Origin of the sequence: Streptomyces sp. NPDC059875, from assembly GCF_042731085.1 — a bacterium.
In the GTDB taxonomy this organism is placed as follows: domain Bacteria; phylum Actinomycetota; class Actinomycetes; order Streptomycetales; family Streptomycetaceae; genus Streptomyces.
Genome location: NZ_JBHWJZ010000006.1, coordinates 263,198 through 289,805, shown reverse-complemented (window position 1 = coordinate 289,805; position 26,608 = coordinate 263,198). Strand labels below are relative to the sequence as shown.

Here is a 26,608-nt window from a genome sequence, read left to right as displayed (position 1 = left end):
GGCCTTCTTCGTTGCGTTCCCGTGTATTGACGCCGCCCGCCGGCCGCCGGTACCCAGACATCAGGGAATCGGGGGCCCACACCGGAGGTGGTCGCGCATGGCCGCGGCGTCCGCAGCACGACCAGCAAGACCGGCACGTGAGTCGAGACACGAGATACGCGCACTGCTGCGCGCCCATCTGGCGGCCGCGTCCCGCTGCGGGCACGTCACCCGGCAGTGTTCGGTCTGCCACCGCCTCCTGGCGCTCGCCATCGAGCTGGAGCGCACCGAGGACGAAAGTCCCACCGACCCATGACCAACGGCGGGTTGAGCCGCGTCCGGGGAGTGGGAGGCTGTTCTTTGGCAAGGCTTCGCCAGTGTGACGGGAGTCACCGCACCAGTTTCAGAAACCGGTTCACTTACACCCTCCCTACACGGGCCCCATTTAATATGTGCAATTGCACCACCCTTCGAGCCGTGTGACGGGGCACAAAAAAGATCGCGCTGGACCCGGCGGAGTCCAGCGCGATCGATGACGAAGAGCCTGTTGGGGCAGGCGCCCGTCGGTAGTGCTTGGGGTGGGCGGTCCAGGTTGGGGGACCCGGAAGTGCCCGGTGAAGCGGGGTGTTGCGCGTACCTCAGGCCTCGCTGCGCTGCTGCGGAATGCCCGCCAGCAGGGCGCGGACCTCAGCCTCGCGGTACCGGCGGTGTCCACCCAGCGTGCGGATGGACGTGAGCTTTCCTGCCTTCGCCCAACGGGTCACCGTCTTCGGGTCCACGCGGAACATCGTGGCAACCTCAGCGGGGGTCAGCAGCGGCTCGGCATCAGGGGTGCGAGCGGTCATGAGCGGCCTCCTCGGGAGAACCGAACCTTCTCGGTTCTTTCCTCTAAATTCTGCACCTTGACCCGCGTTGCCCGAAATGGCGGACGCGAGCCGAGTCGGTTATAGGACGAACGGCTTGTCCTCGGCACTACAACTACACCATCCGTCCAGCCACGTCGGCCAAACCGATGGAATTGCCCTCGCAGGTGTTCATCAGCGGCGGAAGTCAATGGACCATGCCATAACGGACAGTCACGCCACTGTGACGATCAGTCACAGAGCGATCAGGAGTCGTCAGACCCCCCATAGAGTGCAATGCTGAGCGTTCCGCCCATAGTTGGACGGAAGGAACCCTCCCCGGACTCCTTGTCCTATTTTGGCACGAGGGTGGGTGATGGACGCAAGGGCGCAGTAAGTGCTATCCGTCACGCTTGAGCCAAAGGCCCGGATCGGGACCTACGTCCCGCCGCGGACTCACCAACGTCCCCCCAAGGACCCACCAAGGACCCGCGGCGCTTAGTGATCATTTACATCAGCCGTACATGTCCTGTCGATGGTCAATTGGCGAACTGCAGGTTGCGGATCTCCCGCCACCGCTCCGCCAGCCGGCCGTACGCCTCGCTCGCACCCTCCCCGTCGCCGTCCCGCAGCGCCGCGATCCCCTCGGCCACATCCGCCGCCGACCGGTCCCCCGCGAGCCGCTCCGCCGACAGCGCGTGCACCAGGCCGCCGTAGTCCAGCTCCACCAGCGCCCGCGGATGGAACTCCTCCAGCCACCGGCCCACCTCGACCAGGCCCTCGGTCAGCGGCCCCTCGTCGATCGACTCCCGCAGCGCCCGCAGCGCGCGTGCGAGCCGGCGGCGCGCCTGCACCATCGGCGTCCGGTACCGGAACACCGGCGCCTTCCCGGCGGCCCCGGGGACGTACTCCCGCTCCTCGTCCGCGAAGAGCGTGAACCAGCGCACCGGCACCTGCCAGACCGCCGTACGGATCCACGGGCGCGCGTCCGGGTTCCGCTCGCGCCAGCGCTCGTGATCCGCCGTCACCTGGGCGCGCACCACCGGCGGCAGCATCGCGTCGAGCACCGCCCCCGGCAGCGAACGCCCCGGCTCGGCCGCCCGCACCTGCCCCAGCTCCTCCAGGGCCAGCCAGCCCCGCAGCCGGGTCCGCCACGGGCAGACCACGACCACCCCGTCCACGTACGCGACGAAGGCGTCACCGCTCTCGTGGACCGGCACCGGGACCGGCGGCGTCGGCACCAGGTCCGCCAGTGACCGGCGCAGCTCGTCCTGCGCGGTCGGGGTGTCCGCCCGCCGCGCGTACCGGGCCCAGTGCCCCCGCTCCGGCTCGGGGAAGGCCGCCAGCGGCTCGTAGACCCGCAGATAGGAGGCGTACGGGACGAGGACCGAGGAGGCGACCGACATGTCGCAAATCCTTCCACGGTGGTACTCCGGGAGAGGGTGATCCTGCGCACTGCGGCGGATCTACGCGCGCGTAGGACTTACTCTCTTGCCGAACCGGTCCCGCCACCACCCGCAGGAGGGGCCGGTGCAACCGCCGCTTCGTACTTGGGAGTCACCACCGTGACCGATGTGACCGGCGTTCCTGCTGCTGACGTACTGCACACTCTGTTCCACTCGGAGCAGGGTGGCCACGAGCAAGTCGTGCTCTGCCAGGACCGCGCCTCCGGCCTCAAGGCCGTCATCGCTCTCCACTCCACCGCCCTGGGCCCGGCCCTCGGCGGTACCCGGTTCTATCCGTACGCCACCGAGGCGGAGGCCGTCGCCGACGCGCTGAACCTCTCCCGTGGCATGTCGTACAAGAACGCCATGGCCGGCCTCGACCACGGCGGCGGCAAGGCCGTGATCATCGGCGACCCCGAGAAGATCAAGACCGAAGAGCTGCTGCTCGCCTACGGACGCATGGTCGCCTCCCTCGGCGGCCGCTACGTGACGGCCTGCGACGTCGGCACCTACGTCGCCGACATGGACGTCGTCGCCCGCACCAACCAGTGGACCACCGGCCGCTCCCCCGAGAACGGCGGCGCCGGCGACTCCTCGGTCCTCACCGCCTTCGGCGTCTTCCAGGGCATGCGCGCCTCCGCGCAGACCCTCTGGGGCGACCCCACGCTCCGCGACCGCAAGGTCGGCGTCGCGGGTGTCGGCAAGGTCGGCCACTACCTCGTCGAGCACCTCCTGTCCGACGGTGCGGAGGTGTACATCACCGATGTCCGCGAGGAGTCGCTGCGCCGGATCACGGACAAGTTCCCGCAGGTCACGGTCGTCGCGGACACCGACGCGCTGATCCGCGTCGAGGGTCTGGACGTCTACGCCCCGTGCGCCCTCGGCGGCGCCCTGAACGACGACACCGTGCCGGTCCTGACCGCGCGGATCGTCTGCGGCGCGGCCAACAACCAGCTCGCGCACCCCGGTGTCGAGAAGGACCTCGCGGACCGCGGGATCCTCTACGCGCCCGACTACGTCGTCAACGCCGGTGGCGTGATCCAGGTCGCCGACGAGCTGCACGGCTTCGACTTCGACCGGTGCAAGGCGAAGGCCACGAAGATCTTCGACACGACCCTCGAGATCTTCGCGCGTGCGAAGGCGGACGGTATCCCGCCGGCCGCGGCCGCCGACCGGATCGCCGAGCAGCGGATGGCCGAGGCGCGCCGCGGCTGATTCTTGACAGGGCCGGCCCGCGGGGCGCTCCAAGGAGTGAACTTTGTAGGTTCACCCCAATCGAGAGATGACTCACCCCGGTCGGCGGGTCGGCCCTCAAGAAGAGGTTAAAATCGCGATTGACCAGCGAGGACAGGGCACCTCGATGGTTCTGTACCGGGGCATGTGATGCGTGCGGCGTACCGTATGGCCACGGAAGCAGGTACCGTTGAAGCCCTACGGACCGGTCTCTCTGTCGAGAGCCCGTTCCGAATCATGAACGCGTGTCAAGACTCTGGGGCCGTCGAGCCCCGTCACCGAGGGGGTCGAGCCATGGGGCGCGGCCGGGCAAAGGCCAAGCAGACGAAGGTCGCCCGCCAGCTGAAGTACAGCAGCGGCGGGACTGACCTGTCGCGTCTGGCCAACGAGCTGGGCGCTTCGACTTCGAGCCAGCCGCCGAATGGCGAGCCGTTCGAGGACGACGACGAGGAAGACGACCCGTACGCGCAGTACGCGGATCTCTACAACACGGACGACGAGGACGAGGACGACGAGTCCGGTCCCGACGCGTCGTCCCACCGTCGCGCTTGACCTCTTGAAGAGCGCTGCTCAACACCGAACCCGGTCCGGGACACCCGGACCGGGTTTCTGTGCGTCCACGAGACGCCTCACGGCGCGGTGGGTGGGGCGGTGCCCACCCACCGCGCCGGATCAGACCGCGTAGTCGCCGACCAGCTCGGCGCCCGTCGCGCGCTCGCCGCGCTCGGTGATCTCGCCCGCGACCCAGGCCTCGACGCCCCGGTCCTCCAGGGTCGCCAGGGCGACCTCCACGGACTCGGCCGGCACGACGGCCATCATGCCGACGCCCATGTTCAGGGTCTTCTCGAGCTCCAGGCGCTCGACCTGTCCGGCCTTGCCGACGAGGTCGAAGATCGCGCCCGGGGCCCAGGTCGAACGGTCGACCGTGGCGTGCAGCCCGGCCGGGATCACGCGCGCCAGGTTGGCGGCCAGGCCGCCACCGGTGATGTGGCTGAAGGCGTGCACCTCGGCGGTCCGGGTGAGCGCCAGGCAGTCCAGCGAGTAGATCTTGGTGGGCTCCAGGAGCTCCTCGCCCAGGGTCCGGCCGAGCTCCTCGACGTGCTGGTCGAGGCTCATGCCGGCGCGGTCGAAGACCACGTGGCGGACGAGCGAGTACCCGTTGGAGTGAAGGCCGGAGGACTCCATCGCGATGACGGCGTCACCCGTACGGATGCGATCGGGGCCGAGCAGTCGGTCCGCCTCGACCACGCCCGTACCGGCGCCGGCGACGTCGAAGTCGTCGGGGCCGAGCAGGCCGGGGTGCTCGGCGGTCTCGCCGCCGACCAGGGCGGTGCCGGCCAGGACGCAGCCCTCGGCGATGCCCTTGACGATGGCGGCGACCCGCTCGGGGTGGACCTTGCCGACGCAGATGTAGTCCGTCATGAAGAGCGGCTCGGCGCCGCAGACGACGATGTCGTCCATGACCATCGCGACCAGGTCGTGGCCGATGGTGTCGTACACGCCCATCTGGCGGGCGATGTCGACCTTCGTGCCGACACCGTCGGTGGCGGAGGCGAGCAGCGGACGCTCGTAGCGCTTGAGGGCGGAGGCGTCGAAGAGGCCGGCGAAGCCGCCGAGGCCGCCGAGGCCCGCGACCTCGGGGCGCTGGGTCTTCTTCACCCACTCCTTCATGAGCTCGACGGCGCGGTCGCCCGCTTCGATGTCGACGCCCGCACTCGCGTAGCTGGCACCGGTGGTCTGAGACATGGGTTCAGAGCTTTCGTGTCGTACTGCGGGGTGCAGCGGGGTCTTACGGGCGGCGCAGGGCGTCGGCGGCCGCGGTCGCGGCGGGGCCGGCGGCCAGCTCCGTCTCGAGCAGCTGCTTGCCGAGCAGCTCCGGGTCCGGGAGTTCCATCGGGTACTCGCCGTCGAAGCAGGCGCGGCAGAGGTTCGGCTTCTGGATGGTGGTCGCCTCGATCATCCCGTCGAGGGAGATGTACGAGAGCGAGTCCGCGCCGAGCGACTTGCCGATCTCGTCGACCGTCATGCCGTTGGCGATCAGCTCCGCGCGGGTGGCGAAGTCGATGCCGAAGAAGCACGGCCACTTCACGGGCGGGGAGGAGATCCGGATGTGGACCTCGGCGGCGCCCGCCTCGCGGAGCATGCGGACGAGGGCGCGCTGGGTGTTGCCGCGGACGATCGAGTCGTCGACGACCACGAGCTTCTTCCCCTTGATGACTTCCTTCAGGGGGTTCAGCTTCAGCCGGATGCCCAGCTGGCGGATGGTCTGGGACGGCTGGATGAAGGTGCGCCCGACGTAGGCGTTCTTCACCAGACCGGCGCCGAAGGGGATGCCGGAGGCCTCGGCGTAGCCGATCGCGGCCGGAGTGCCGGACTCCGGCGTCGCTATGACCAGGTCCGCCTCGACCGGGGCCTCCTTGGCGAGGCGACGGCCCATCTCCACGCGGGAGAGGTAGACGTTGCGGCCGGCGATGTCCGTGTCCGGGCGGGCCAGGTACACGTACTCGAAGACACAGCCCTTGGGCTTCGCTTCCGCGAATCGCGAGGTGCGGATGCCGTTCTCGTCGATCGCGATCATCTCGCCCGGCTCGACCTCGCGGACGAAGCTGGCGCCGCAGATGTCGAGGGCGGCGGACTCGGAGGCGACGACCCAGCCGCGCTCGAGACGACCGAGGACCAGCGGGCGGATGCCCTGCGGGTCACGGGCCGCGTAGAGCGTGTGCTCGTCCATGAAGACGAGGGAGAACGCGCCCTTCACCTGCGGGAGGATCTTCGCGGCGCCCTGCTCGATGGTGAGCGGCTTGCCGTCCTCGTCGACCTGCGCGGCGAGCAGCGCCGTGAGCAGGTCGGTGTCGTTGGTGGCCGCCACACGGGTGGTGCGGCCTTCCTGCTTCGGCAGGTCGGCGACCATCTCGGCGAGCTGCGCCGTGTTCACCAGGTTGCCGTTGTGGCCGAGCGCGATGGAGCCGTGGGCGGTCGCCCGGAACGTCGGCTGCGCGTTCTCCCACACGGAGGCACCAGTGGTCGAGTAGCGGGCGTGACCGACCGCGATATGACCCTGGAGGGAACCGAGAGAGGTCTCGTCGAAGACCTGGGACACGAGGCCCATGTCCTTGAAGACGAGGATCTGGGAGCCGTTGCTGACCGCGATTCCCGCGGATTCCTGGCCCCGATGCTGGAGGGCGTAGAGCCCGAAGTACGTGAGCTTTGCGACCTCTTCACCCGGAGCCCAGACACCGAAGACGCCACAAGCGTCCTGGGGGCCTTTCTCGCCGGGGAGCAGATCGTGATTGAGTCGACCGTCACCACGTGGCACGTCTCCGAGTGTAGGCGAGGTAGCGCACTGGTCCGAATTGGGGAATTGAGCGGGGTCCCCGAATGGTGTGATCGTACGAGCTGATCCACAGGCGTCCCACGGGGCGCCCGCGAGGTGCCCGGGACCCAAGGGGGGACCGGGCTCCGGGGTGTCGGGGGTGAGCGCCCCACAAGGCGCTACCGGCCGGTAGATCCGGGCGCGGACGGCCCGGGATGTGACGGAGTTCGCAGCGGAACGGCGTCGGACGGGTCCCGGGCCGGTCCCGGACGGGCGTCCCAGGGGCCGGAACGACCGTTGACAGGTGCACGAACCTTCGGCCAGGCTCCAGCCTCATGCAGCCTGTGCGTGACCGCTCGGTCACCCTCGTGGCGCGCCGACACGTCGACCTCGTCCGTGTCGCCGGCGCGCTCTGTCGCTGCGCCTAGCCCCACCCCGCCCCCGCGCCATCGATCACGGGAGTACATGCGTACCCCCATGGCCCGCGCCTGCCCGGCGCTCAGGGCGCTTCTTTCCTGAGCCACTGCCCGCATACGGGCCGTGATGCCACGCGCCCCCGCGCGCCCGCCCTGCCTTCACGCACCCCTGCACTTCCAAGGAGCCTCCATGCCCACGCCCGAGATCCCCTTGTCCCGACGCGCCTTCGGCGGGGCAGCAGTCGGGGCCGCCGCCGTCACCGCGCTGGGCGCCGGAGCCGGGACCGCGCAGGCCGGGACCTCGCAGGCCGGGATCGCGCAGGCCAGGGAGCGGCCGTTCCGTGCCGCGCCCGGCCGGAGCTCGCGGCGGCCGAACATCCTGTTCGTCCTCGGCGACGACCTCGGCTGGGCCGACCTCTCCTCGTACGGCTCGACCCACATCCGCACCCCCCACCTCGACCGGCTCGCCCGCCAGGGCGTCCGCTTCACGAACGCCTACTCCGGCTCGGCGACCTGCTCCCCCACGCGCTTCAGCCTCTACACCGGCCGCTTCCCCGGCCGGACGAAGGGCGGACTCGCCGAGCCGATCGCCGACAAGACGGTCGGTCTGGAGCCCACGCACCCCACGCTCGCCTCACGGCTGCGCGAAGCCGGCTACGCCACCGCGCTCATCGGCAAGTGGCACTGCGGCTACCTGCCCGACTACTCCCCCACCCGATCCGGCTGGGACGAGTTCTTCGGCAACTTCGGCGGAGCCCTGGAGTACTACTCCAAGCTCGGCCTCGGCGGCGAGTACGACCTCTACGAGGGCGACGCGCCCTACAAGGACCTGCGCTACTACACCCGCATCCTGACCGAGCGGGCGAGCGAGTACGTGCGCCGGGAGCACGACCGGCCCTGGCTGCTCAACCTGAACTTCACCACCCCCCACTGGCCGTGGATCGCCGACGGCGACGAGGAGACGAGCGCCGAGATCGTCCGCCGGATCAAGGCGGGCGACCGCAGTGCCCTGTGGCACCAGGACGGCGGCTCCATCGAGAAGTACAAGGAGATGGTCGAGGACCTCGACCGCTCGATCGGCACGGTGCTCGAGGCGCTGAAGCGGTCCGGGCAGGAGCGCGACACCCTCGTCTTCTTCGCCAGCGACAACGGCGGTGAGCGCTTCTCCTACAACTGGCCGCTGGCCGGCAACAAGGGCTCGCTCCAGGAAGGCGGCATCCGCGTCCCCTCGGTCCTGCGCTGGCCCGCCCGGATCGACGGCGGCCAGGTCAGCGACCTGCCCGTCTACACACCCGACTGGACGGCGACCCTCCTCGAACTGGGCGGTGCCCGCCCCCACCCGGCGTACCCGCTCGACGGCACCAGCCTCGCCGGGCACCTGCTGCGGGGCGAGGAGATCGGCGAGCGCGACCTCTTCTGGCGGGTGCGGGGCGAGCGGGCGCTGCGCCGCGGTGAGTGGAAGTACTACCGGGGCAAGAACGGCCGCGACCAGCTCTTCCACCTCACCGAGGACGCCCGCGAACAGGCCGACCGGGCGCCGTACGAGCAGGAGCGGCTGGCCGGGCTGCGGGCGGCGTGGGAGCGGACGGACGCGGGGCTGCTGCCGTACGGGAGCTAGGACTGAGCGGGGGACGTCGTGGGGGACGTCGCCGCCGGCTTCGCGGTGGCGGCGAAGCCCTCGCCGTCGGTACCGGTGAGCGTCAGGGTGCGATGGCGCAGCTCGTACGAGAGGGGTCCGTCGAGGAGCTCGTACAGCTTGGTCTCCAGCTCCATCTGCGGGCCCGAGCAGATCATCCGCGTGGTCGCGACCGGTCCCGTGACGGTGAGGGTGTCCGCGGTGACCTTCGCCGTGGCCGTGAACCGGTTGCAGCCCAGGTTGCCGCTCACCTTGCCGTCCTTGGCGATGACGAGGTGCGCCTTGCCCTCGCTGCCCTTCGGCAGGGAGGTGGCCGTCTCGCCGGAGAGCAGGGAGTCGATGCTCCAGGTGGTGCCGTTCAGCGGGGCGGGCGGCTCGGACGTCAGCGCGACGACGTTCTTGCCGTCGGGCGAGGTGAGGGTGAGCCGGTCGCCGTCCAGCTTCGCCTTGAGGGTGCCGGAGAAGGCCTTCTGGAGCACCGCCTCGAAGGCGCCCCGCTCACCGGGACAGGCCATCTCGGTGCCCTGGCCCTGCTTCACGGTGACCGTGTCCCCCTGGACCGATACCTCGGCACCGAAGCCGTTGCAGCCGCTGTTCCCCGACGCCTGGCCGTCGGCGGTGATCTCGACGTGGGCACCGTCGGGCGCCCGGGTCTCCTTGCCGGCCACGGTCACGGTGTCGAAGGCCCAGTGCACTCCGGCGACGGGCACGTCGGGGGCGACGGCGCCGGCACCGGGCTCGGAACCGGCCTTCTCGGTGCCGCACGCCGAGAGCACGACGAGCGAGGCCAGGACGGCGGCGGCTGCGGTGGTACGTGTCTTCAGCATGGGGATGGGACGGGTGAACGGTACGGACGGTTCCGCCCGCCTCACCATGCGCCGCTCAGCCCATCAGCGGCAGCAGCCCGGCCAGGTCGGCGCGTTCGCCGCTCGCCCGGATCCGCGCCGCGTCCAGCTCCTCCGCCCACCGCGCCCGGCCGGTCGCCAGCCGGATCCAGGTCAGCGGATCCGTCTCGACGACGTTGGGCGGGGTGCCCCGGGTGTGCCTCGGGCCCTCCACGCACTGAACGACCGCGAAGGGCGGGACCCGTACCTCGACCGCGCCGCCCGGCGCCTTCACCGCGAGCGCGTCGGCGAGCAGACGCGTACAGGCGGCCAGGGCCTGCCGGTCGTACGGGACGTCCAGGCCGGTCGCCGCGTTCAGGTCACCGGTGTGGACGACGAGTTCGACGGTGCGGGTGACGAGGTGGTCGCCGAGGCGCATGGTGCCGAAGCGCGTCGGGACGAGGCGCTCGTCCGGGACGCCGGCGATCCGCTCCTCGAAGAGCGCCACCGTCCCCGCGTACAGGCCTGCCAGGTCGCCCGTGTCGATCGCCCGGGTGTCCTCGTCGATCGTCGCGGCGGCGGTGGCGGTTGCCGAGGGCCAGTCGAGCAGGGCGAGTTCGAGCGTCGCCGGCTCGGGCTCGGAGAGCTTGCGGACGACCGAGCCGAGGACCATGGTCATGTGCGCCGCCAGCTCCCGTACGGTGCACTCCCCCAGCCGGGTCGGCCCGTCGAGCTGCTCGGGAGTGAGCGTGGCCACCGCCTCCCGTACGTTCCCGAACTGCGCGAGCACGGCGGCGCGGATCTTGGCGGAGTCGTAGCTGCGGGTGCGCTTCTTGGCCGGTGGCATGGGGGCGAGGGTAGTCGGAGACTGGAGAGGGAGGGCTTGCCGCACACACCTACGCGCAGGAGAGGGGTCGATCAGCCATGGCTGAGCACCCTGACGTCGCCGTGGTCCGCCGGGGCTACGAAGCGTTCTCCACGGGAGACATGGAAACCGTGCGGTCGCTGATGACCTCGGACTGCACCCACCACTCACCGGGCAGCAGCCAGATGTCCGGCCACTTCAAGGGCGCGGACAACGTCCTCGCACATTTCGGGAAGCTCTTCGAGCTCACCAACGGCACCTTCCGGGTCGAACTGGAGGCCGCGTACCCGGACGGCCGTGGGCACGTCATGGCGACGCACAAGTGGTTCGGCGACCGCGGCGACCGCGGCATCGAGATGCACGGCGGTCTCTTCTTCACCATCGTCGGAGGCAAGGTCACCGACGTCGACGAGTGCGTGCAGGACATCGACGAGTCCGACGCCTTCTGGGGTCAGGCCGAGTAGGAAGCCCGCCCCGCCACGAACGTCTCGCCGTTCTTCGGCACGCCCACACCACGCCAGGTGAACGGAACGCCCCGGGCCGTGTCCAGATCCGGGCCGTCCATCAGCTGGAAGTGCACATGCGGCTCGCTGGAGTTGCCGGAGTTGCCGCACCGGGCGAGCACCTGCCCGGCCACCACCCGATCGCCCGCGCGGACCGCGAGCGAGCCGCGCTTCAGATGCGCGTACATGGCGTACGTACCGTCGCCGAGGTCGAGGACCAGGTGGTTCCCGGTGACACGGCGCGCGCCGGACAGACTGCGGACGGCGGACTCGACCAGCAGCAGATAGATCACGGCAGGCAGTGAGTTGCGGCTGAGGTGGTCGCGCTGTCCGTCCTCGGCGTGCACGACGGTCGCGTCGGCGACCGCGAGCAGCGGGGCGCCGAAGGCCGGGAAGTCCTCGCTCGGCCGGAACACCGGCCACAGCCGGACGAAGGGCGGACGGGGGCGCGACGCGTCCTCCGCCACGATGTCGATGGCGTACGTCTGGCCGAACTGGTGCGTGCCGTGGCTGGGCGTCCGGTCCGCCGGGCTGTTGAGCGCCGACCAGCGGCCGGTGACCGGTGGATCCACCTCGACGGTGGCCCGTTGCGCCGCCTCGATCCGCTTGCCGGCGGTCCTGGCGAGCGTGACACCGAGCGCCCCGGCGGCGATCGCCGGGAGCCAGCCCACCCAGTACGGATACGGCGGTTCGACGAAGACCGAGGCGACCGCCTGTACGACGAACACCAGCCAGAGCGTGCGGTGGAGGACCACCGCGGCCTTGCGCGACAACATGAACGTTCCCCCTGAACGATCGCGGTTACGGACGGGCCGCCGTGAGGACCACGAGGAGCGGGACGACCCTGGCTCCCGGTACCTCGTAGCGGCCGCGTCCCGTGGTGTGGAGCCAGCCCGCGCCGGTCAGTTGGCGCAGGTGGTGGTAGATCTGGCCGGTCGTGCCGATCTCCTCGAGCTCCGCCAGTTCGGCGGCCGTGCGCCGGCCGCCGACGATCTCCCGCAGCAGCCGGAGCCGTACGGGATGGCCGAGCGCGGCGAAGGACTCGGCGGTCTCTGCCCAGTCCTCGTCGAGCAGCCGCTCGGTGAAGGCGCCGAACTGCCACTCGTACCGCTCCTCGGTCGGCAGTCGGACCGATCCCGTGAACAGCACCGCGCCGTCCTCGCCCGCCGCACCCGCCTGCGCGAGCTGCGACTTGAGCCCTTCCAGGGCCCAGAACGTCGTGTCGACGACCTCGGGCGCGGGGCGCTCCTCGCTCTCCAGGGCCGCCATACGCCGTTCCAGCTCGGCGACCCGCTCTTCCAGCTCCATGTTCGCAGATTACGTAATTACGTAATCTCGCGCAAGCAGGAACGCGAAAGCCCCCGCCCGGACCCGAAGGTCCGGACGGGGGCTCCCGTACCGCGTCGCTTACTGCGAGATGTCAGACCAGCAGGCCCGGGATCGTCGCCTCGTGGGCCGTACGCAGCTCCTCCAGGGAGATGCTGAACTCGCCCTGGACGTCGACCTCTTCGCCGTCCACGACACCGATCCGGGTCGCGGGCAGGCCCCGCGCGCCGCACATGTCGGTGAAGCGGAGCTCCTCGCTGCGCGGGACGGCGACGACCGCACGGCCGGCCGACTCGCTGAAGAGGAAGGTGAAGGCGTCCAGGCCGTCCGGGACGACCAGGCGCGCGCCCGTGCCCCCGCGCAGGCAGGACTCGACGACCGCCTGGACCAGACCGCCGTCGGACAGGTCGTGCGCCGCGTCGATCATGCCGTCGCGGGAGGCGGAGATCAGGATCTCGCCGAGCAGCTTCTCCCGGTCGAGGTCCACGGCCGGCGGCAGACCACCGAGGTGCCGGTGGATGACCTCGGACCAGGCCGAGCCGCCGAACTCCTCACGCGTGTCGCCGAGCAGGTAGAGGAGCTGGCCCTCTTCCGCGAAGGCGATCGGCGTACGGCGGTTGACGTCGTCGATCACGCCGAGCACGGCCACGACCGGCGTCGGGTGGATGGCGACCTCGCCCGTCTGGTTGTACAGCGAGACGTTGCCGCCGGTCACCGGGGTGCCGAGCTGGAGGCAGCCGTCCGCGAGACCACGGGTGGCCTCGGCGAACTGCCACATCACGGCCGGGTCCTCGGGCGAACCGAAGTTCAGGCAGTCCGAGATCGCCAGCGGCTTCGCACCGGAGGCGGCGACGTTGCGGTACGCCTCCGCAAGAGCGAGCTGCGCGCCCGTGTAAGGGTCGAGCTTCGCGTACCGGCCGTTGCCGTCGGTCGCCATGGCCACACCGAGGTTGGTCTCCGCGTCGATGCGGACCATGCCCGCGTCCTCGGGCTGCGCGAGGACGGTGTTGCCCTGCACGAACCGGTCGTACTGGTCCGTGATCCAGGACTTCGACGCCTGGTTCGGGGAGGAGACCAGCTTCAGGACCTGGTCCTTCAGCTCCTCGCCGTTCTGCGGCCGGGGCAGCTTGTTCGCGTCGTCGGCCTGGAGCGCGTCCTGCCACTCCGGTCGGGCGTACGGCCGGTGGTAGACCGGGCCCTCGTGCGCGACCGTGCGCGGCGGCACGTCGACGATCTGCTCGCCGTGCCAGAAGATCTCCAGGCGCTCGCCCTCGGTCACCTCACCGATGACGGTGGCGATGACGTCCCACTTCTCGCAGATCTCCAGGAAGCGGTCGACGTGCTCGGGCTCGACGATCGCGCACATGCGCTCCTGCGACTCGCTCATGAGGATCTCCTCGGGCGAGAGCGTCGCGTCGCGCAGGTGGACCCGGTCGAGCTCGACGCGCATACCGCCGGAGCCGGCGGAGGCCAGCTCGGAGGTCGCGCAGGAGAGTCCGGCGCCACCCAGGTCCTGGATGCCCGCGACCAGCTTCTCCTTGAAGATCTCCAGGGTGCACTCGATGAGGAGCTTCTCCTGGAACGGGTCGCCGACCTGGACCGCGGGGCGCTTCGTCGGCTTGCTGTCGTCGAAGGTCTCGGACGCGAGGACCGAGACGCCGCCGATGCCGTCGCCACCGGTACGGGCGCCGTAGAGGATCACCTTGTTGCCGGGGCCGGAGGCCTTGGCCAGGTGGATGTCCTCGTGCTTCATCACGCCGATGCAGCCGGCGTTGACCAGCGGGTTGCCCTGGTAGCACTCGTCGAAGACGACCTCGCCACCGATGTTCGGCAGGCCCAGGCAGTTGCCGTAGCCGCCGATGCCCGCGACGACTCCGGGGAGCACGCGCTTGGTGTCGGGGTGGTCGGCCGCGCCGAAGCGCAGCGGGTCGACCACCGCGACCGGGCGGGCGCCCATCGCGAGGATGTCGCGGACGATGCCGCCGACGCCGGTGGCCGCGCCCTGGTAGGGCTCGATATAGCTCGGGTGGTTGTGCGACTCGACCTTGAAGGTGACCGCGTACCCCTGGCCGACGTCGACGACGCCCGCGTTCTCGCCGATGCCGACGAGCATGGCGTCGTTCTGCGGGACCTTCTCGCCGAACTGCTTCAGGTGGACCTTGCTGCTCTTGTAGGAGCAGTGCTCGGACCACATGACCGAGTACATGGCGAGCTCGGCGCCGGTGGGTCGGCGGCCGAGGATCTCGCGGATGCGGGCGTACTCGTCCTCCTTGAGGCCGAGCTCCTTCCAGGGCTGCTCGCTGTCCGGCGTCTCGGTCGCGTGCTTGACCGTGTCCAGAGTCATCAGGCGTTGACCAGCTTCTTGAGGATCGAGGTGAAGAAACCGAGGCCGTCGGTACGGCCCGTACCGATCAGCGGCTCGACGGCGTGCTCGGGGTGCGGCATGAGGCCGACCACGTTGCCCGCGGCGTTGGTGATGCCCGCGATGTCGCGGAGCGAGCCGTTGGGGTTCACGTCCAGGTAGCGGAAGGCCACCCGCCCCTCGGCCTCGAGCTCGTCGAGCACGCGCTCGTCGGCGACGTAGCGGCCGTCCATGTTCTTGAGCGGGACCTGGATCTCCTGGCCCTGCTCGTAGTCCACGGTCCACGCGGTGTCCGCGTTCTCCACCCGCAGCTTCTGGTCGCGGCAGATGAAGTGCAGGTGGTTGTTGCGCAGCATCGCGCCCGGCAGCAGATGGGCCTCGGTGAGGATCTGGAAGCCGTTGCAGATGCCGAGGACGGGCATGCCCGCCTTCGCCTGCTCGATGATCGTCTCCATCACCGGCGAGAAGCGGGAGATGGCTCCGGCCCGCAGGTAGTCGCCGTAGGAGAAGCCGCCGGCCAGGACCACGGCGTCGACCTGCTTGAGGTCCTTGTCGCGGTGCCAGAGCGAGACGGGCTCGGCGCCCGCGAGGCGGGCGGCGCGCAGCGCGTCCTGATCGTCGAGCGTTCCGGGGAACGTGACGACGCCGATGCGTGCGGTCACGACTCCACCTTCACGGTGAAGTCTTCGATCACGGTGTTGGCAAGGAAGGTTTCGGCCATCTCATGGATGCGGGCGAGGGCGGCCTCGTCGACCGGTCCCTCCACCTCCAACTCGAAGCGCTTTCCCTGGCGGACGTCGGCGATTCCGTCGAATCCCAGGCGGGGCAGTGCACGCTGCACCGCCTGCCCCTGAGGGTCGAGGATCTCCGGCTTGAGCATGACGTCGACTACGACGCGTGCCACTGGCACTCCCGGTGGTGTGTTGCGTGGGCGGTTCCCTCAGCGTACCTGCCTCCAAATTCTACGCGGGTAGAAGTCTGGAGGACCCTACAAAGGGACCCAAAGACCCTCACGGAAAATTCAAGTGAAATATTGCGCGGCCCATTGCGGTGGGACACGCTGATGCAATTGGCTGGGCTTCACAATGCGACGCCTACCGCTGTACAAAGGAATACAGGGGAAAGCAGCATTGCCCCGGGGCAGCCGTAAAGCCGGTGTCGCCGCACGTCAGAGGCGCTCCACGCGCCGACACGGCACGGCGGACCGACAGGAAAGGACCTATCCGTGGCTCAGCGAGTAGTGGTCACTCTCTTCGATGACATCGACGGCGGAGAAGCGGCGGAAACGGTTGCGTTCGGCCTTGACGGGAAGACGTACGAGATCGACCTGAATCCCGCCAATGCAAAGAAACTGCGCAAGGCGCTGGCGCCCTACCTCGCGGCCGGCCGGAAGCAGACGGGCAAGGCCTCGGCCGCCTCCGTGGCTTCGTACAAGCACACCGCCCTCGCCCCCGACCCGGCGGCGGTCCGTGCCTGGGCGCAGTCCAACAAGATGGACGTGCCCGCCCGCGGACGCATCCCGAAGCGGGTCTACGAAGCCTTCCGCGAGGCGAGTTGAGGCGGTGGGCCGACGGTCCCACAGGAACCGAGTTGCATTGCACCCCCGCTGATCGGCTAGAGTCTGGATCACGCCGAGGGGCGAGGCCGCAGGGCCGAACCTCACGCAGCGTGCGGGTGTAGTTCAGTAGTAGAACATCCCCCTTCCAGGGGGAAGGCGCAGTGTGCAATTCCTGTCACCCGCTCTGCATCGCATTACCGATCGCTCCAAAGGATCAGGTACAGTGGTGCTCGCACCGCCCAGTGAGAGCTGAGCGGCAGCAATGCGGACGTGGCTCAGTTGGTAGAGCATCACCTTGCCAAGGTGAGGGTCGCGAGTTCGAATCTCGTCGTCCGCTCAGAGAACGAAGGCCCCGGTTCTACGGAACCGGGGCCTTCGTCGTGTGCACCTCGTGGCATCTGACATTTGTCATGAGCAGCGATGACACCGCGCACTGCCGACCGGCTCCCTCCGCCGGGAGGCTGATGCCATGACCAACGTGATCGAGGCCGAGGGCCTGCGCCGGAGCTACTCCGGCGGCTTCGAAGCCGTCAACGGGATCTCCTTCGCCGTCCGGCAGGGCGAGATCTTCGCCCTGCTCGGGACCAACGGGGCCGGCAAGACGTCCACCGTCGAGCTCCTGGAAGGCCTCGCCGCACCGAGCGGCGGCAGCGTCCGGGTCCTCGGCCACGACCCGTACCGGGAGCGGGCCGCTGTCCGGCCCCGGATCGGGGTGATGCTCCAGGAGGGCGGCTTCCCCTCCGACCTGACCGTGGCCGAAACCGTCCGCATGTGGGCGGGGTGCACCAGCGGCGCGCGGCCGACCGGTGAGGCGCTCGACGAGGTCGGGCTCGGCTCCCGCGCCCGGGTGCGGATCAAGCAGCTCTCCGGCGGCGAGCGGCGGCGCCTCGATCTCGCGCTCGCCCTCCTCGGCCGCCCCGAGATCCTCTTCCTCGACGAGCCGACCACCGGCCTCGACGCCGAAGGCCGGCGCGACACCTGGGCACTCGTGCGGGAACTGCGGGACAGGGGCACGACCGTCGTCCTCACCACGCACTACCTGGAGGAGGCCGAGTCCCTCGCCGACCGGCTGGCGATCATGAACCAGGGCCGGATCGTGCTCTCGGGCACCCCGGCCGAGGTCACCGCCGCCCGGCCCGCCCGCATCCGCTTCACCCTCCCCGAGGGCATGGCGCCGGGGCGGCTCCCGCTCGGGCTGAAGGCCGCGGCGGACGGGCGCCACGTGGAGATCCGTACGCACACCCTCCAGGACGCGCTCGGCGAACTCCTCACCTGGGCCCGCGAGGCCGATGTCCGGCTCGACGGGCTCGACGCCCGCTCGGCCTCCCTCGAAGAGGCGTTCCTGGAGATCGCCTCCCGTACCGACGACTCCCGTACCGACGCCCTGGAGACTGTTCGATGAACGCGACCGCACGCCGGATGACCTCGCTGGGGCGGGCCGAACTCACCCTCCTCGGGCGGAACAAGAACAACCTCTTCATCGCCCTGCTGATGCCGTTGCTGATGATCTTCGTGATGCGGTCCTCGCTCGCGACGATGGGCCAGGACGAGCTGCCGCTGGGCATGGCGGGAGCCACTCTCATCGGCGGGACCGGGCTGGTCCTCGTCCTCGTCGTCTACATGGGCCTGACGTCCGCCCTCGTCGCCCGGCGCGAGGAGCTGGTCCTCAAGCGGCTGCGTACCGGAGAGGCGAGCGACCTGGAGATCCTCGCCGGGGCCGCGCTGCCGTCGGCGGCCATCGCCCTCGCCCAGTGCGCCGTGCTGACCGTGGGCGGCGCCCTCGCCCTCGACGTACCCGCGCCGAAGCGGCCTGACCTGCTCGTGCTCGGCGTGCTCGCCGCGATCCTGCTCCTGGCCGGAGTGGCCGCCGCGACCACGGCCATCACCCGCAACGTCGAGAGCGCGGGCCTCACCACGCTGCCGTTCTTCCTCGTCTCGGCGATGGGCTCGGGGCTGATGGTCCCCCGCGACCTGCTCCCCGACCTCGTCGCCGACATCTGCCAACTGCTGCCGTTCAGCGGCGCCATGGAGCTCGTCCGCACCGGCTGGCTCGGCGTCGGCGACACCAAGGACCTGGTGACCGCCGTGCTCAACACGTTGGCCTGGGGCGTGATCACCGTGTTTGCTGTCCGACGGTGGTTCCGCTGGGAACCGCGTCGCTAGAAAGGGGGCCGGGGCGCGTGTCCAGGCTGACGGGGTGGTGGAGCGGGCGCAGCAGTGCGGCCAAGGTCGAGCTGTACACCCGGTGGAGCTTCCACTTCTTCACGGTGATCGAGATCGGCGCCATCGGTCTGGTACCGATCTCCCGCTCAGGTGACAGCCGCATCGCCGCCCCCCTCGCCGTCGCGCTGTCGCTGCTCGTCTGCGTGCACGCCGTGCTGAACGCCGTGCTCTCCTCGCGCGCCCTGGACTGGGCCCTGGACCGGCGCGAGCGGCCGGTCCGGCTCGCGACCGCGCTGATCGTCCTGACGGCGGCCGGTTCGTTGATCGTGATCGCACTGCGGGCCACGGGGTTGCTCGCGGACATCTCGGTCGCCGCCGCCGTCGTCACCGGCCTCGTCACCTTCAGCCTGGGCAGCCTCGTGCTGTGCGTGCGCCGGCCTCGACGGATGGTGTACGTGGCTCCGGCCGCCGCCCTCGCGACCGGCACGGCCGTCGCAGTGATGGGGGTGGACCCGGGAGAGGCGCTCGGCTACGCGGTCGGGATCCTCACGGGCGGCGCCGGACTCGTCGCCGCCTGCGGGTTCTCCCGCTGGCTGATGAAGGCCGTATGGGAGTTGGAGAACTCCCGCGACCTGAAGGCCCGGCTCGCCGTCGCCGAGGAACGGCTCCGCTTCGGCCGCGACCTCCACGACGTCATGGGCCGCAACCTCTCGGTCATCGCGCTCAAGAGCGAACTCGCCGTCCAGCTCGCCCGGCGCGAACGACCCGAGGCCGTGGACCAGATGATCGAGGTCCAGCGGATCGCTCAGGAGTCCCAGCGAGAGGTACGGGACGTCGTGCGCGGCTACCGCGAGGCGGACCTGCGCGTCGAACTGGAGGGCGCCCGCGGGGTGCTCGGCGCCGCGGGGATCGACTGCGCGATCGACCCGGTGACGATGGACCTGCCCGGCACGGTCCAGTCGGTGCTCGGCTGGGTGGTCCGGGAGACCACGACGAACGTGCTGCGGCACGGGGACGCGCGGCGGTGCGCGATCTCGCTGCGGGAGAAGGACGGTTCGGTGCTGCTGACGGTGCGGAACGACGGCGTACGGGAAGGGGCGGTGATGGGGCGCGGCACGGGCCTCGCGGGGCTGCGGGAGCGGCTCGCGGCGGTGGACGGGACCCTGGAGGCGGGGCCGGACGACGACGGTACGTTCCAGGTGACGGCGCTGGTACCCGTACCGGGACGGGGGCTGGGGGCGTGACCGTACGCGTGCTGCTCGCCGACGACGAGCACCTGATCCGGGGCGCGCTCGCCGCGCTGCTCGCCCTGGAGGACGATCTCGTCGTCGTCGCCCAGGCCGCCACCGGACCCGAGGCGCTCGCCATGGCCCGCGCCCACCGGCCCGATGTCGCCGTCCTCGATCTGCAGATGCCGGGCCTCGACGGTGTGAGGGTCGCCACAGCCCTGCGGGACGAACTGCCCGACTGCCGGACCATGATCGTGACCAGCCACGGCCGCCCCGGACACCTCAAGCGCGCGCTCGCGGCCGGCGTGCGGGGCTTCGTGCCCAAGACCGTCAGCGCCCAGCGGCTGGCCGAGCTCATCCGTACCGTGCACGCCGGAAACCGTTACGTCGACCCGGAGTTGGCGGCCGACGCGATCGCCGCCGGGGACTCCCCGCTGACCGCGCGCGAGGCCGAGGTCCTGGAGCTCGCGGCCGACGGGGCGCCCGTCGCGGAGATCGCCGAGCGGGCCTCGCTGTCGCAGGGAACGGTCCGGAACTACCTCTCCTCGGCCGCCGCGAAGCTCGGCGCCGAGAACCGTCACACGGCGGTGCGTCTCGCACGGGAGAAAGGTTGGGTATAGTTGGCTCCGCGCTACGGCGCATGCGGACGTGGCTCAGTTGGTAGAGCATCACCTTGCCAAGGTGAGGGTCGCGAGTTCGAATCTCGTCGTCCGCTCCATGAAAGAAGCCCCCGGTCCTCTCGGACCGGGGGCTTCTTCGTGTTCCGGGGCCTCTACTGCCAGGTGTTGCCGGTCAGCAGTTCGTACGCCTCGATGTACTTCGCGCGGGTCGCGTCCACGATCTCCTGCGGGAGGGCCGGCGGCGGCTGCTCGCTCTTGCGGTCCCAGCCGGAAGCCGGCGAGGTCAGCCAGTCGCGCACGAACTGCTTGTCGTACGAGGGCTGCGCGCGGCCCGGCTCCCAGCTCGCCGCCGGCCAGAAGCGGGAGGAATCCGGGGTCAGGACCTCGTCGGCGATGATCAGCCGCTCCCCGCCGTCCTCCGAGGCCTCGAAGCCGAACTCGAACTTGGTGTCCGCGAGGATGATCCCGCGCTCGCGGGCGATGTCCCGGGCCCGGCCGTAGACCGCGAGGGTCGTCTGGCGCAGCAGGGCGGCGGTCTCCGCACCGACCTGGCGGGCGACCTCCTCGTAGCTCACGTTCTCGTCGTGGTCGCCGACCGCGGCCTTGGTCGCGGGCGTGAAGATCGGCGCGGGCAGCTCGGAGCCGTCGCTGAGGCCCTCGGGGAGCGCGAGGCCGCAGACCGTACGGGACTCGTTGTACTCGACCAGGCCGGAGCCGGTCAGATAGCCGCGGGCCACGCACTCGACCGGCACCATCTTCAGCGACGTGCAGATGAGGGTGCGGCCCTCCCAGTCGGCGGGGGCGCCGACCGGGACCTCGGTGGAGAGGACATGGTTGGGGACCAGGTCGGAGAGCCGGTCGAACCACCACAGGGAGAGCTTGGTGAGGACCCGGCCCTTGTCGGGGATCTCGGTCGGCAGCACCCAGTCGTACGCGGACATGCGGTCGCTGGCCACCATCACGAGGTCGCCCGCCTCGTTCTGGTAGAGCTCACGCACCTTGCCCGTGTGGAGGTGGGTCAGGCCCGGGACCTGAACAGGCTCGGGCTTTTCTACGAATCCGGACACGGTTCCTCCGCGTAGGTTGATCCAGGAACGGTTCGATTCTCTCGCACCGGGAAGGCCGCTCGGCGAGCGGCCCCTCGAAGGCCCTGGTCAGTCCCTCTTACAGATGCGGTCCAAGAGATTCGCGGTGGCGCGCTGGATCCGCGGATCGACATGGCCCGGCCGGTCCAGGGCGGGCGACCAGGCGAAGGTGCCGGAGGCGAAGACCCAGGCTCCGGACGGCGCCCGGTAGAGGGAGGTCTCCTGGTGGCGCAGGGCGCCGTCGCCGTCCTGGTAGGGCGAGTGGGCGAGCAGGATGCGGCCCTGGTGCTCGGGGAGTGCGGTGCGCGGGAAGTAGCGGTCGGCCTCGCCCGCGACCAGGCCGGGGATCTCGTCCCCGTCCCCGGCGCCCGTCGCGTCCCAGAGCCAGTGCTCCGCGTTCCGGACGACCAGGGGGTGCGGCTCCGGGACCCGGCCCGCGTACTGGATTCCCAGCAGCTGCTGCTCGGGGCGGTCGATCTCGCGCCAGAGGGCGGGGCGGCCGGGGCCGCGGCGCTTGCGGCAGGTGAGGAGCCGGTCGGGGACGCCGGACGGGGAGGGGCCGAGCTCCACCTGCCAGTACATGGTGTTGGCGGAGAGGAAGACGAGGGACGTGCCCTGCTCGCGGGCGAGCTCGACCGTCCGGCGCATGGGGACGGACCAGTACTCGTCGTGGCCGGGGAAGACCAGGCCCCGGTAGCGGGTCGGATCGACGCGGCCGGCGTGCAGATCGCGGGTCTCGGCGTAGGCGAGGTCGTAGCCGTACCGCTCGGCCCAGCGGATGAAGTCGTAGGCGTGGCCGACGTGGAGGGGCAGTCCGGCGCCCGCGTACGGGCGGTCGAAGGAGACGGTGGTCGCCGCGTCCACCTCGCCGAGCAGCCGGCCCTGCTCGTCCCACGCGTGGTAGAGGCTCGCGCCGGTCCGGCCGTCCTCCGGATAGAGGTTGTACGCCTGCCAGGTCACGTCCGGGAGGACGAGGAGGAGGTCGGCGGGGTGGGTGTCGCGGACGGTGAAGGGGATGTGGGAGCGGTAGCCGTCGGCGGTGGTGAGCACGGCGACGTACGCGCCGATCGACCAGAAGGACGGGATCTGCAGGCGCCAGGACTGCCACCAGTGGTGGCAGGAGACGGTCCGGTCGGCGGTGAGCGGGGCCGGCTGCACGATGCCGGAGAGGCGCGGACTGGTGGTGATCTTGGCGGCGCCGTCGCCCGCGTAGTGACCGATCCGGTAGATGTCGACCGAGAACTGCTGCGGTGGGTCCACCGTGATGTGGAAATCGATCGCCTCGCCGGGGGCCACGGCCCCGTCCGACACGAAGCCCTTGATCTGGCTGTGGACGTCGTCGGCGGTGCGGGGGCCGCCGCTGCCGCCGCGGGCCAGGGTCTCGTCGGCGTACCAGGGGACGACCTGCCCGGTGTCGTCGAAGTACTTCTCCGAACCGCGCAGCCAGGGCAGGGGCCCTTGGCCGAAGGGGTCCGAGACGGCGTGGGCGAGCGCGCCCGATTCCCACCGCCTGATCTGCTCCGCCCCCATGCCGCACCCCTCCCTCGACTCCCCCGCGCCGAATTCCGTCGTGTGCCGTGTGTGCCGTTTGCCGCGTGTGCTGGGTGTGCTGTGTGTGCTCTGTCATGTGCTGCTGTCAGTGCCGGTCCCCAGCACATCACATAACGCACGCACTCCGTCACCGTTCGTCGCGAATTGACGTGAACGGAAGGCGCGCTTCCGCGCGCGAGCCGTTCCGGAAGAGCCGTTCTAGACGAGGCGGACGGGCTTCTCGGGGCGGACGCCGGTCTCGGTGAGCCAGGCCCGCAGGGGTTCGGAGTCGCCGTCCTCGACCAGGGCGAGGACGCGGGCGGTCAGATCGGTGTTCCGCTCGCCGCCGACGAGGAGCGCGGGCCCGTCGAGCCAGTCGAGGCCGGGGGCGGCGCCGGCGGTGTCGACGGCGGCGCAGCAGACCATCGCCGTGACGTGGTCGGCCAGCAGGTCCCGCCCGGTCCGGGGCGGCTGCAGCGGGAAGAGCGGCAGCCCGTCCGCGCCCGGCGCGGCGGCGTGCGGCGCCGCGGGAGCGGGGCCGGCGGGCCTGGCGGCCTCTTCGCGGGCGACATGCGCGGTGAGCGCGGCGGCGAGCGAGTCGGCGGCCGGATTGCGGGCGGTGGGGTCGTCGGAGTCGGGCGCGTCGGGGTGGGGCGCGTCGGAGTCGGGCGCGTCCCTGTCGGGGTCTGGCGCGTCCGGGTCGGGCGCGTCGGAGTCGGGCGCGTCCAGGTCGGGCGCGTCGGAGTCGGGTGCGTCCCGGTCGGGGGCTGGCGTGTGCCGGTCGGGGGCTGGCGCGTCCGCGCTGGGGGCGGTCGTGTCGCGTGCGGTCTCGTCGAGGGCGTCTGCGCCGGGCGGGGTGGGGGCGGGCGCGTCCGCGCCGGGGGCGGGGGGCGTCTCTGGCCCGGGAGTCGTCGTGTCCTTCGCGTGGGCCGAGAGGTGGGACATCACCCGGGTCAGGGTCGGGCCGTCGGCCGCCGCTGAGCCGTGGCGCGCACCTGCCCCCGTACCGGCGGGAAGAACACCCAGCTCGTCGAGGACCTGGTGGAGACGGGCCGCGTCGGCGCGCCACTTACGGTCGACGACCTCTTCCGGGTACTGCTCCCAGTCGACCGGGGACCAGTCAGGGCCGGTCTCCGCCGGGCCGCCGTGGAAGAGGCGGGCGGCGAGCAGCGAGGCGGCCTCGTCGACGGCGCCGGGCTCTTCGAGCAGGTCGCAGGCGGGGCGCTCGCCGAGCCGGGAGGCGAAGCCCTCGGCGAGCCGGTCGCGGCGGGAGAGTTCGGTGAGGGCGGAGACCACGCCCACGTCCAGGCGCGCGGGCCAGCGGCCCATCCGCCAGGCGGGCAGCGCGACCCTGGTGAGCAGCCGGTCCCAGCCCGCGTAGGCGAGGCCGACCTGCTCCTGCGCGACGATCCGGACTCCGTAGTCCACAGCCTGTGCACGCTCGGAGCCGGCCACGGCGACGCCCCGCTCCATCTCGGCGGCATGGCCTCGACAGAGGCGCAGCAGGACCCGGGCGACGCGCCCGATTCCGTGGGCGCCGAGCCTGCTGACCGGGTCGAGCCCCTCGCGGCGGGGAGCGGCGACGGCGGCGTCGAGGCCCTGCACGAAGCGGCGGGCCGCGGCTATGTCGGGATGCGCGGCCGGAGCCGTACCGGCGACGACGGGGGCGAGGACCGCCCTCAGCTCGCCGACGCGCATCCACCACAGGAAGGGCGAGCCGATGACGAGAACGGGAGCGTCGGCCGAGCGCCGCAGCCCCGCCGTACGACCGGAGCCGTGTGCCGGATGCGTACGGTCCTCGAGCCAGCTGTCGCAGTCCGGCGTCAGGGCTATCGCGGAGGGCGCAGGGACGCCCAGCCGGTCGGCCAGGTCCCGGACCATCCGGTAGAGATCGGGGGCCGCGGTCTCGTCGAGCTCCACGGTCGGGGTGACGGCGGGCCGGGAGCGCGCGATCACCAGCGCGACGGCCGCCGTGGCGAGCAGGACGACCAGCGCGAGCGCGGTGGTCACCCAGCGGGCGGCGTCCCAGCCGGCCCCGGTCATGTGACCGGTGACCCCTCCCGCGTACATGATCACGGCCGCGGCGGACGGGAGCAGCGCGACGCCCAGCGCCCTGCCGCGGACCCGGAGGACGGCGAGGGCCCGGGTGCGCGCGGCGCGCGCACCCATCTCCTCGCCGACAACGGAACCGGTACCGGACACGCCGTACATCACCCCCTCCTGCCCTCGTCGGGACTGCCTGTGGCGGTGTTGCTCACTCCCCCACTGTGGCACCCGCCACCGACATCGCAATGCCGGTGGGCCAAGTGCCGGAACGCCTCCGCCGCACCCTAGTTGGGGCTTCGGCGGGCGTCATCCGGATGGCTCAGCCGTCACTCGATGGAATGGCTTTGGGTAAAGGTGATGACGGTTCGGGGCGGTTAGAGGTTCACTCCCCCGCGGCCTTGCGCGCGATGTCCGTACGGTGCTGCGAGCCGTCCAGCCGGATCCGGCCGACCGCCGCATACGCCCGCTCGCGGGCCTGCGCCAGGTCCTTTCCGGTCGCCGTGACCGACAGGACACGGCCGCCGGCGCTCACGATCGCCTCGCCGTCCCGCTTCGTCCCGGCGTGCAGGACGTACGCGTGCGGGGCATCCTGCGCCGCGACCTCGTCCAGGCCCTCGATCGGGTCACCCGTCCGCGGGGTCGCGGGGTAGTTGTGCGAGGCGACGACCACGGTCACGGCCGCGTCCTCGCGCCAGTTGAGCGGCGGCTCGTTGTCGAGGGTGCCGTTGGCGGCGTTCAGCAGGACGCTCGCCAGCGGGGTCTTGAGCCGGGCGAGGACGACCTGGGTCTCCGGGTCGCCGAAGCGGGCGTTGAACTCGATGACCCGTACGCCACGGCTGGTCATCGCCAGACCCGCGTACAGCAGGCCCTGGAACGGGGTGCCGCGGCGGCGCAGCTCGTCGACGGTGGGCTGGAGGACGGTGTCCATGACCTCGTCGACCAGCTTGGGGTCGGCCCAGGGCAGCGGGGAGTAGGCGCCCATGCCGCCGGTGTTCGGGCCCTCGTCGCCGTCGAGCGCGCGCTTGAAGTCCTGCGCGGGGGTGAGCGGGAGGACGGTGACGCCGTCGGTGATCGCGAAGAGGGAGACCTCGGGGCCGTCCAGGTACTCCTCGATGACGACGCGGCCGCAGGCGAGCGCGTGGGCCCTGGCTTCCGCCAGGTCGGAGGTGACCACGACGCCCTTGCCGGCCGCGAGGCCGTCGTCCTTGACGACGTACGGAGCGCCGAAGGCGTCGAGCGCCTCGTCGATCTCCTCGGCGGTCGTGCAGACGTAGCTGCGGGCGGTCGGGACGCCCGCCCCGGCCATGACGTCCTTGGCGAACGCCTTGGAACCCTCCAGCTGCGCCGCCTGCTCGGACGGGCCGAAGCAGGGGATGCCGACCGCGCGGACGGCGTCGGCGACGCCCGCGACGAGCGGGGCCTCCGGGCCGACGACGACCAGGTCCGCCTGGAGGTCGGCGGCGAGCCGCGCGACGGCTTCGCCGTCCAGCTGGTTGACGGCATGCAGCTCGGCGACCTCCGCGATTCCGGCGTTGCCGGGCGCGCAGTGCAGAGCGGTGACGTCGGGATCGAGGGAGAGAGAGCGGCACAGGGCGTGTTCGCGGGCGCCGCCGCCGATGACGAGGACCTTCAC

General features: G+C 71.0%; 26 protein-coding genes and 3 tRNA genes. 14 read left to right on the top strand and 15 right to left on the bottom strand.

Going from position 1 to position 26,608, the window contains the following annotated elements; genetic code table 11:
• The first annotated feature begins 97 nt into the window (after positions 1–97).
• Positions 98–295: a DUF6274 family protein gene (locus ACFV9D_RS10535; RefSeq protein WP_385143786.1), complete on the top strand. Its 198-nt coding sequence runs from the start codon at positions 98–100 to the stop codon at positions 293–295.
• Positions 296–617: 322 nt separating this feature from the next.
• Here the strand turns inward: ACFV9D_RS10535 and bldC are convergent, their stop codons facing one another.
• Both bldC and ACFV9D_RS10525 read right to left on the bottom strand, forming a co-directional pair.
• Positions 618–824, bottom strand: a complete 207-nt coding sequence (bldC, locus tag ACFV9D_RS10530) for a developmental transcriptional regulator BldC (RefSeq protein ID WP_003949541.1) — start codon at positions 822–824, stop codon at positions 618–620.
• A gap of 536 nt (positions 825–1,360) precedes the next feature.
• Positions 1,361–2,227 (bottom strand): hypothetical protein, encoded by an 867-nt coding sequence (locus tag ACFV9D_RS10525; protein WP_385143784.1) that lies wholly within the window; start codon positions 2,225–2,227, stop codon positions 1,361–1,363.
• 159 nt (positions 2,228–2,386) lie between these two features.
• On the opposite strand from ACFV9D_RS10525, the gene ACFV9D_RS10520 reads away from it, so the two are divergent.
• Both ACFV9D_RS10520 and ACFV9D_RS10515 read left to right on the top strand, forming a co-directional pair.
• Positions 2,387–3,481 (top strand): Leu/Phe/Val dehydrogenase, encoded by a 1,095-nt coding sequence (locus ACFV9D_RS10520; protein ID WP_385143782.1) that lies wholly within the window; start codon positions 2,387–2,389, stop codon positions 3,479–3,481.
• Between the two features lie 312 nt (positions 3,482–3,793).
• The gene (locus tag ACFV9D_RS10515) at positions 3,794–4,051 is read left to right on the top strand and encodes a DUF3073 domain-containing protein (RefSeq protein WP_385143780.1); all 258 of its coding nucleotides are present in this window, start codon (positions 3,794–3,796) and stop codon (positions 4,049–4,051) included.
• Positions 4,052–4,171: 120 nt separating this feature from the next.
• Here the strand turns inward: ACFV9D_RS10515 and purM are convergent, their stop codons facing one another.
• Together purM and purF are read right to left on the bottom strand one after the other, a co-directional pair.
• Positions 4,172–5,245, bottom strand: coding sequence for a phosphoribosylformylglycinamidine cyclo-ligase (gene purM / locus ACFV9D_RS10510; RefSeq protein WP_385143778.1), 1,074 nt, complete (start codon positions 5,243–5,245; stop codon positions 4,172–4,174).
• Between the two features lie 43 nt (positions 5,246–5,288).
• Positions 5,289–6,815 carry an amidophosphoribosyltransferase gene (purF, locus tag ACFV9D_RS10505; protein WP_385143776.1) on the bottom strand — a complete coding sequence of 509 codons (1,527 nt, stop codon included), beginning with the start codon at positions 6,813–6,815 and terminating at the stop codon, positions 5,289–5,291.
• Positions 6,816–7,147: 332 nt separating this feature from the next.
• Between purF and ACFV9D_RS10500 the strand changes: the two genes are divergently transcribed.
• On the top strand, positions 7,148–7,240 hold the full coding sequence (locus tag ACFV9D_RS10500) for a putative leader peptide (RefSeq protein WP_385143774.1): 93 nt from the start codon (positions 7,148–7,150) through the stop codon (positions 7,238–7,240).
• A gap of 178 nt (positions 7,241–7,418) precedes the next feature.
• Positions 7,419–8,846 carry a sulfatase gene (locus ACFV9D_RS10495; RefSeq protein WP_385143772.1) on the top strand — a complete coding sequence of 476 codons (1,428 nt, stop codon included), beginning with the start codon at positions 7,419–7,421 and terminating at the stop codon, positions 8,844–8,846.
• On the opposite strand, the gene ACFV9D_RS10490 is transcribed toward ACFV9D_RS10495, so the two are convergent.
• Both ACFV9D_RS10490 and ACFV9D_RS10485 read right to left on the bottom strand, forming a co-directional pair.
• Positions 8,843–9,691, bottom strand: a complete 849-nt coding sequence (locus ACFV9D_RS10490) for an META domain-containing protein (RefSeq protein ID WP_385143770.1) — start codon at positions 9,689–9,691, stop codon at positions 8,843–8,845. The two genes, ACFV9D_RS10495 and ACFV9D_RS10490, sit on opposite strands and share 4 nt — an antisense overlap.
• A 55-nt stretch (positions 9,692–9,746) precedes the next feature.
• On the bottom strand, positions 9,747–10,535 hold the full coding sequence (locus ACFV9D_RS10485; RefSeq protein ID WP_385143768.1) for a sterol carrier family protein: 789 nt from the start codon (positions 10,533–10,535) through the stop codon (positions 9,747–9,749).
• Positions 10,536–10,612: 77 nt separating this feature from the next.
• Here ACFV9D_RS10485 and ACFV9D_RS10480 point away from each other — a divergent pair, with 77 nt between their 5' ends.
• On the top strand, positions 10,613–11,017 hold the full coding sequence (locus ACFV9D_RS10480) for a nuclear transport factor 2 family protein (RefSeq protein WP_385143766.1): 405 nt from the start codon (positions 10,613–10,615) through the stop codon (positions 11,015–11,017).
• Here the strand turns inward: ACFV9D_RS10480 and ACFV9D_RS10475 are convergent.
• From ACFV9D_RS10475 to purS, 5 genes are all read right to left on the bottom strand, one after another.
• Complete coding sequence (locus ACFV9D_RS10475; protein WP_385143764.1) at positions 11,005–11,832, bottom strand: M23 family metallopeptidase; 828 nt, start codon at positions 11,830–11,832, stop codon at positions 11,005–11,007. The two genes, ACFV9D_RS10480 and ACFV9D_RS10475, sit on opposite strands and share 13 nt — an antisense overlap.
• Positions 11,833–11,857: 25 nt before the next feature.
• Positions 11,858–12,364, bottom strand: a complete 507-nt coding sequence (locus ACFV9D_RS10470; protein ID WP_385143762.1) for an ArsR/SmtB family transcription factor — start codon at positions 12,362–12,364, stop codon at positions 11,858–11,860.
• A 112-nt stretch (positions 12,365–12,476) separates the two neighbouring features.
• Entirely contained in the window at positions 12,477–14,726 is a 2,250-nt protein-coding gene (gene purL, locus ACFV9D_RS10465; protein WP_385143760.1) for a phosphoribosylformylglycinamidine synthase subunit PurL, read from the bottom strand.
• The gene (gene purQ / locus ACFV9D_RS10460) at positions 14,726–15,406 is read right to left on the bottom strand and encodes a phosphoribosylformylglycinamidine synthase subunit PurQ (RefSeq protein ID WP_385143758.1); all 681 of its coding nucleotides are present in this window, start codon (positions 15,404–15,406) and stop codon (positions 14,726–14,728) included. Before purQ ends, purL begins: the two co-directional genes overlap by 1 nt.
• The gene (gene purS, locus ACFV9D_RS10455) at positions 15,403–15,648 is read right to left on the bottom strand and encodes a phosphoribosylformylglycinamidine synthase subunit PurS (protein WP_137994413.1); all 246 of its coding nucleotides are present in this window, start codon (positions 15,646–15,648) and stop codon (positions 15,403–15,405) included. Before purS ends, purQ begins: the two co-directional genes overlap by 4 nt.
• Before the next feature lie 321 nt (positions 15,649–15,969).
• Between purS and ACFV9D_RS10450 the strand changes: the two genes are divergently transcribed.
• From ACFV9D_RS10450 to ACFV9D_RS10415, 8 genes are all read left to right on the top strand, one after another.
• A complete protein-coding gene (locus ACFV9D_RS10450; protein ID WP_385143756.1) occupies positions 15,970–16,302 on the top strand; it encodes an Lsr2 family protein in 333 nt (110 codons plus the stop codon).
• Between the two features lie 112 nt (positions 16,303–16,414).
• Positions 16,415–16,486: transfer RNA gene (locus ACFV9D_RS10445), tRNA-Gly, on the top strand.
• An 80-nt stretch (positions 16,487–16,566) separates the two neighbouring features.
• Positions 16,567–16,639, top strand: a tRNA-Gly gene (locus ACFV9D_RS10440).
• A gap of 132 nt (positions 16,640–16,771) precedes the next feature.
• Positions 16,772–17,704 (top strand): ABC transporter ATP-binding protein, encoded by a 933-nt coding sequence (locus ACFV9D_RS10435; protein WP_385143754.1) that lies wholly within the window; start codon positions 16,772–16,774, stop codon positions 17,702–17,704.
• A complete protein-coding gene (locus tag ACFV9D_RS10430; protein ID WP_385143752.1) occupies positions 17,701–18,465 on the top strand; it encodes an ABC transporter permease in 765 nt (254 codons plus the stop codon). The genes ACFV9D_RS10435 and ACFV9D_RS10430 overlap by 4 nt, the downstream gene beginning before the upstream one ends.
• Positions 18,466–18,482: 17 nt before the next feature.
• Positions 18,483–19,709 (top strand): sensor histidine kinase, encoded by a 1,227-nt coding sequence (locus ACFV9D_RS10425; protein WP_385143750.1) that lies wholly within the window; start codon positions 18,483–18,485, stop codon positions 19,707–19,709.
• Positions 19,706–20,314 (top strand): response regulator transcription factor, encoded by a 609-nt coding sequence (locus ACFV9D_RS10420; protein ID WP_361957989.1) that lies wholly within the window; start codon positions 19,706–19,708, stop codon positions 20,312–20,314. Before ACFV9D_RS10425 ends, ACFV9D_RS10420 begins: the two co-directional genes overlap by 4 nt.
• Before the next feature lie 22 nt (positions 20,315–20,336).
• A tRNA-Gly gene (locus ACFV9D_RS10415) sits at positions 20,337–20,412 on the top strand.
• A 54-nt stretch (positions 20,413–20,466) separates the two neighbouring features.
• Here ACFV9D_RS10415 and ACFV9D_RS10410 read toward each other — a convergent pair.
• The 4 genes from ACFV9D_RS10410 to purD all read right to left on the bottom strand — a co-directional run bounded on the left by ACFV9D_RS10410 (position 20,467) and on the right by purD (position 26,608).
• A complete protein-coding gene (locus ACFV9D_RS10410) occupies positions 20,467–21,381 on the bottom strand; it encodes a phosphoribosylaminoimidazolesuccinocarboxamide synthase (protein WP_385143748.1) in 915 nt (304 codons plus the stop codon).
• 87 nt (positions 21,382–21,468) lie between these two features.
• A complete protein-coding gene (locus tag ACFV9D_RS10405) occupies positions 21,469–22,929 on the bottom strand; it encodes a N,N-dimethylformamidase beta subunit family domain-containing protein (RefSeq protein ID WP_385143746.1) in 1,461 nt (486 codons plus the stop codon).
• Between the two features lie 219 nt (positions 22,930–23,148).
• Entirely contained in the window at positions 23,149–25,140 is a 1,992-nt protein-coding gene (locus ACFV9D_RS10400) for a hypothetical protein (protein ID WP_385143744.1), read from the bottom strand.
• A gap of 217 nt (positions 25,141–25,357) precedes the next feature.
• Positions 25,358–26,608 carry a phosphoribosylamine--glycine ligase gene (gene purD / locus ACFV9D_RS10395; RefSeq protein WP_385143742.1) on the bottom strand — a complete coding sequence of 417 codons (1,251 nt, stop codon included), beginning with the start codon at positions 26,606–26,608 and terminating at the stop codon, positions 25,358–25,360.

Coding starts and splice junctions, on each gene's coding strand:
- ACFV9D_RS10535 (WP_385143786.1), top strand. CDS start 98: ATGGCCGCGGCGTCCGCAGCACGACCAGCAAGACCGGCACGTGAGTCG.
- bldC (WP_003949541.1), bottom strand. CDS start 824: ATGACCGCTCGCACCCCTGATGCCGAGCCGCTGCTGACCCCCGCTGAG.
- ACFV9D_RS10525 (WP_385143784.1), bottom strand. CDS start 2,227: ATGTCGGTCGCCTCCTCGGTCCTCGTCCCGTACGCCTCCTATCTGCGG.
- ACFV9D_RS10515 (WP_385143780.1), top strand. CDS start 3,794: ATGGGGCGCGGCCGGGCAAAGGCCAAGCAGACGAAGGTCGCCCGCCAG.
- purM (WP_385143778.1), bottom strand. CDS start 5,245: ATGTCTCAGACCACCGGTGCCAGCTACGCGAGTGCGGGCGTCGACATC.
- ACFV9D_RS10500 (WP_385143774.1), top strand. CDS start 7,148: ATGCAGCCTGTGCGTGACCGCTCGGTCACCCTCGTGGCGCGCCGACAC.
- ACFV9D_RS10495 (WP_385143772.1), top strand. CDS start 7,419: ATGCCCACGCCCGAGATCCCCTTGTCCCGACGCGCCTTCGGCGGGGCA.
- ACFV9D_RS10490 (WP_385143770.1), bottom strand. CDS start 9,691: ATGCTGAAGACACGTACCACCGCAGCCGCCGCCGTCCTGGCCTCGCTC.
- ACFV9D_RS10485 (WP_385143768.1), bottom strand. CDS start 10,535: ATGCCACCGGCCAAGAAGCGCACCCGCAGCTACGACTCCGCCAAGATC.
- ACFV9D_RS10480 (WP_385143766.1), top strand. CDS start 10,613: ATGGCTGAGCACCCTGACGTCGCCGTGGTCCGCCGGGGCTACGAAGCG.
- ACFV9D_RS10475 (WP_385143764.1), bottom strand. CDS start 11,832: ATGTTGTCGCGCAAGGCCGCGGTGGTCCTCCACCGCACGCTCTGGCTG.
- ACFV9D_RS10470 (WP_385143762.1), bottom strand. CDS start 12,364: ATGGAGCTGGAAGAGCGGGTCGCCGAGCTGGAACGGCGTATGGCGGCC.
- purL (WP_385143760.1), bottom strand. CDS start 14,726: ATGACTCTGGACACGGTCAAGCACGCGACCGAGACGCCGGACAGCGAG.
- ACFV9D_RS10435 (WP_385143754.1), top strand. CDS start 16,772: ATGACCAACGTGATCGAGGCCGAGGGCCTGCGCCGGAGCTACTCCGGC.
- ACFV9D_RS10430 (WP_385143752.1), top strand. CDS start 17,701: ATGAACGCGACCGCACGCCGGATGACCTCGCTGGGGCGGGCCGAACTC.
- ACFV9D_RS10405 (WP_385143746.1), bottom strand. CDS start 22,929: ATGGGGGCGGAGCAGATCAGGCGGTGGGAATCGGGCGCGCTCGCCCAC.
- ACFV9D_RS10400 (WP_385143744.1), bottom strand. CDS start 25,140: ATGTACGGCGTGTCCGGTACCGGTTCCGTTGTCGGCGAGGAGATGGGT.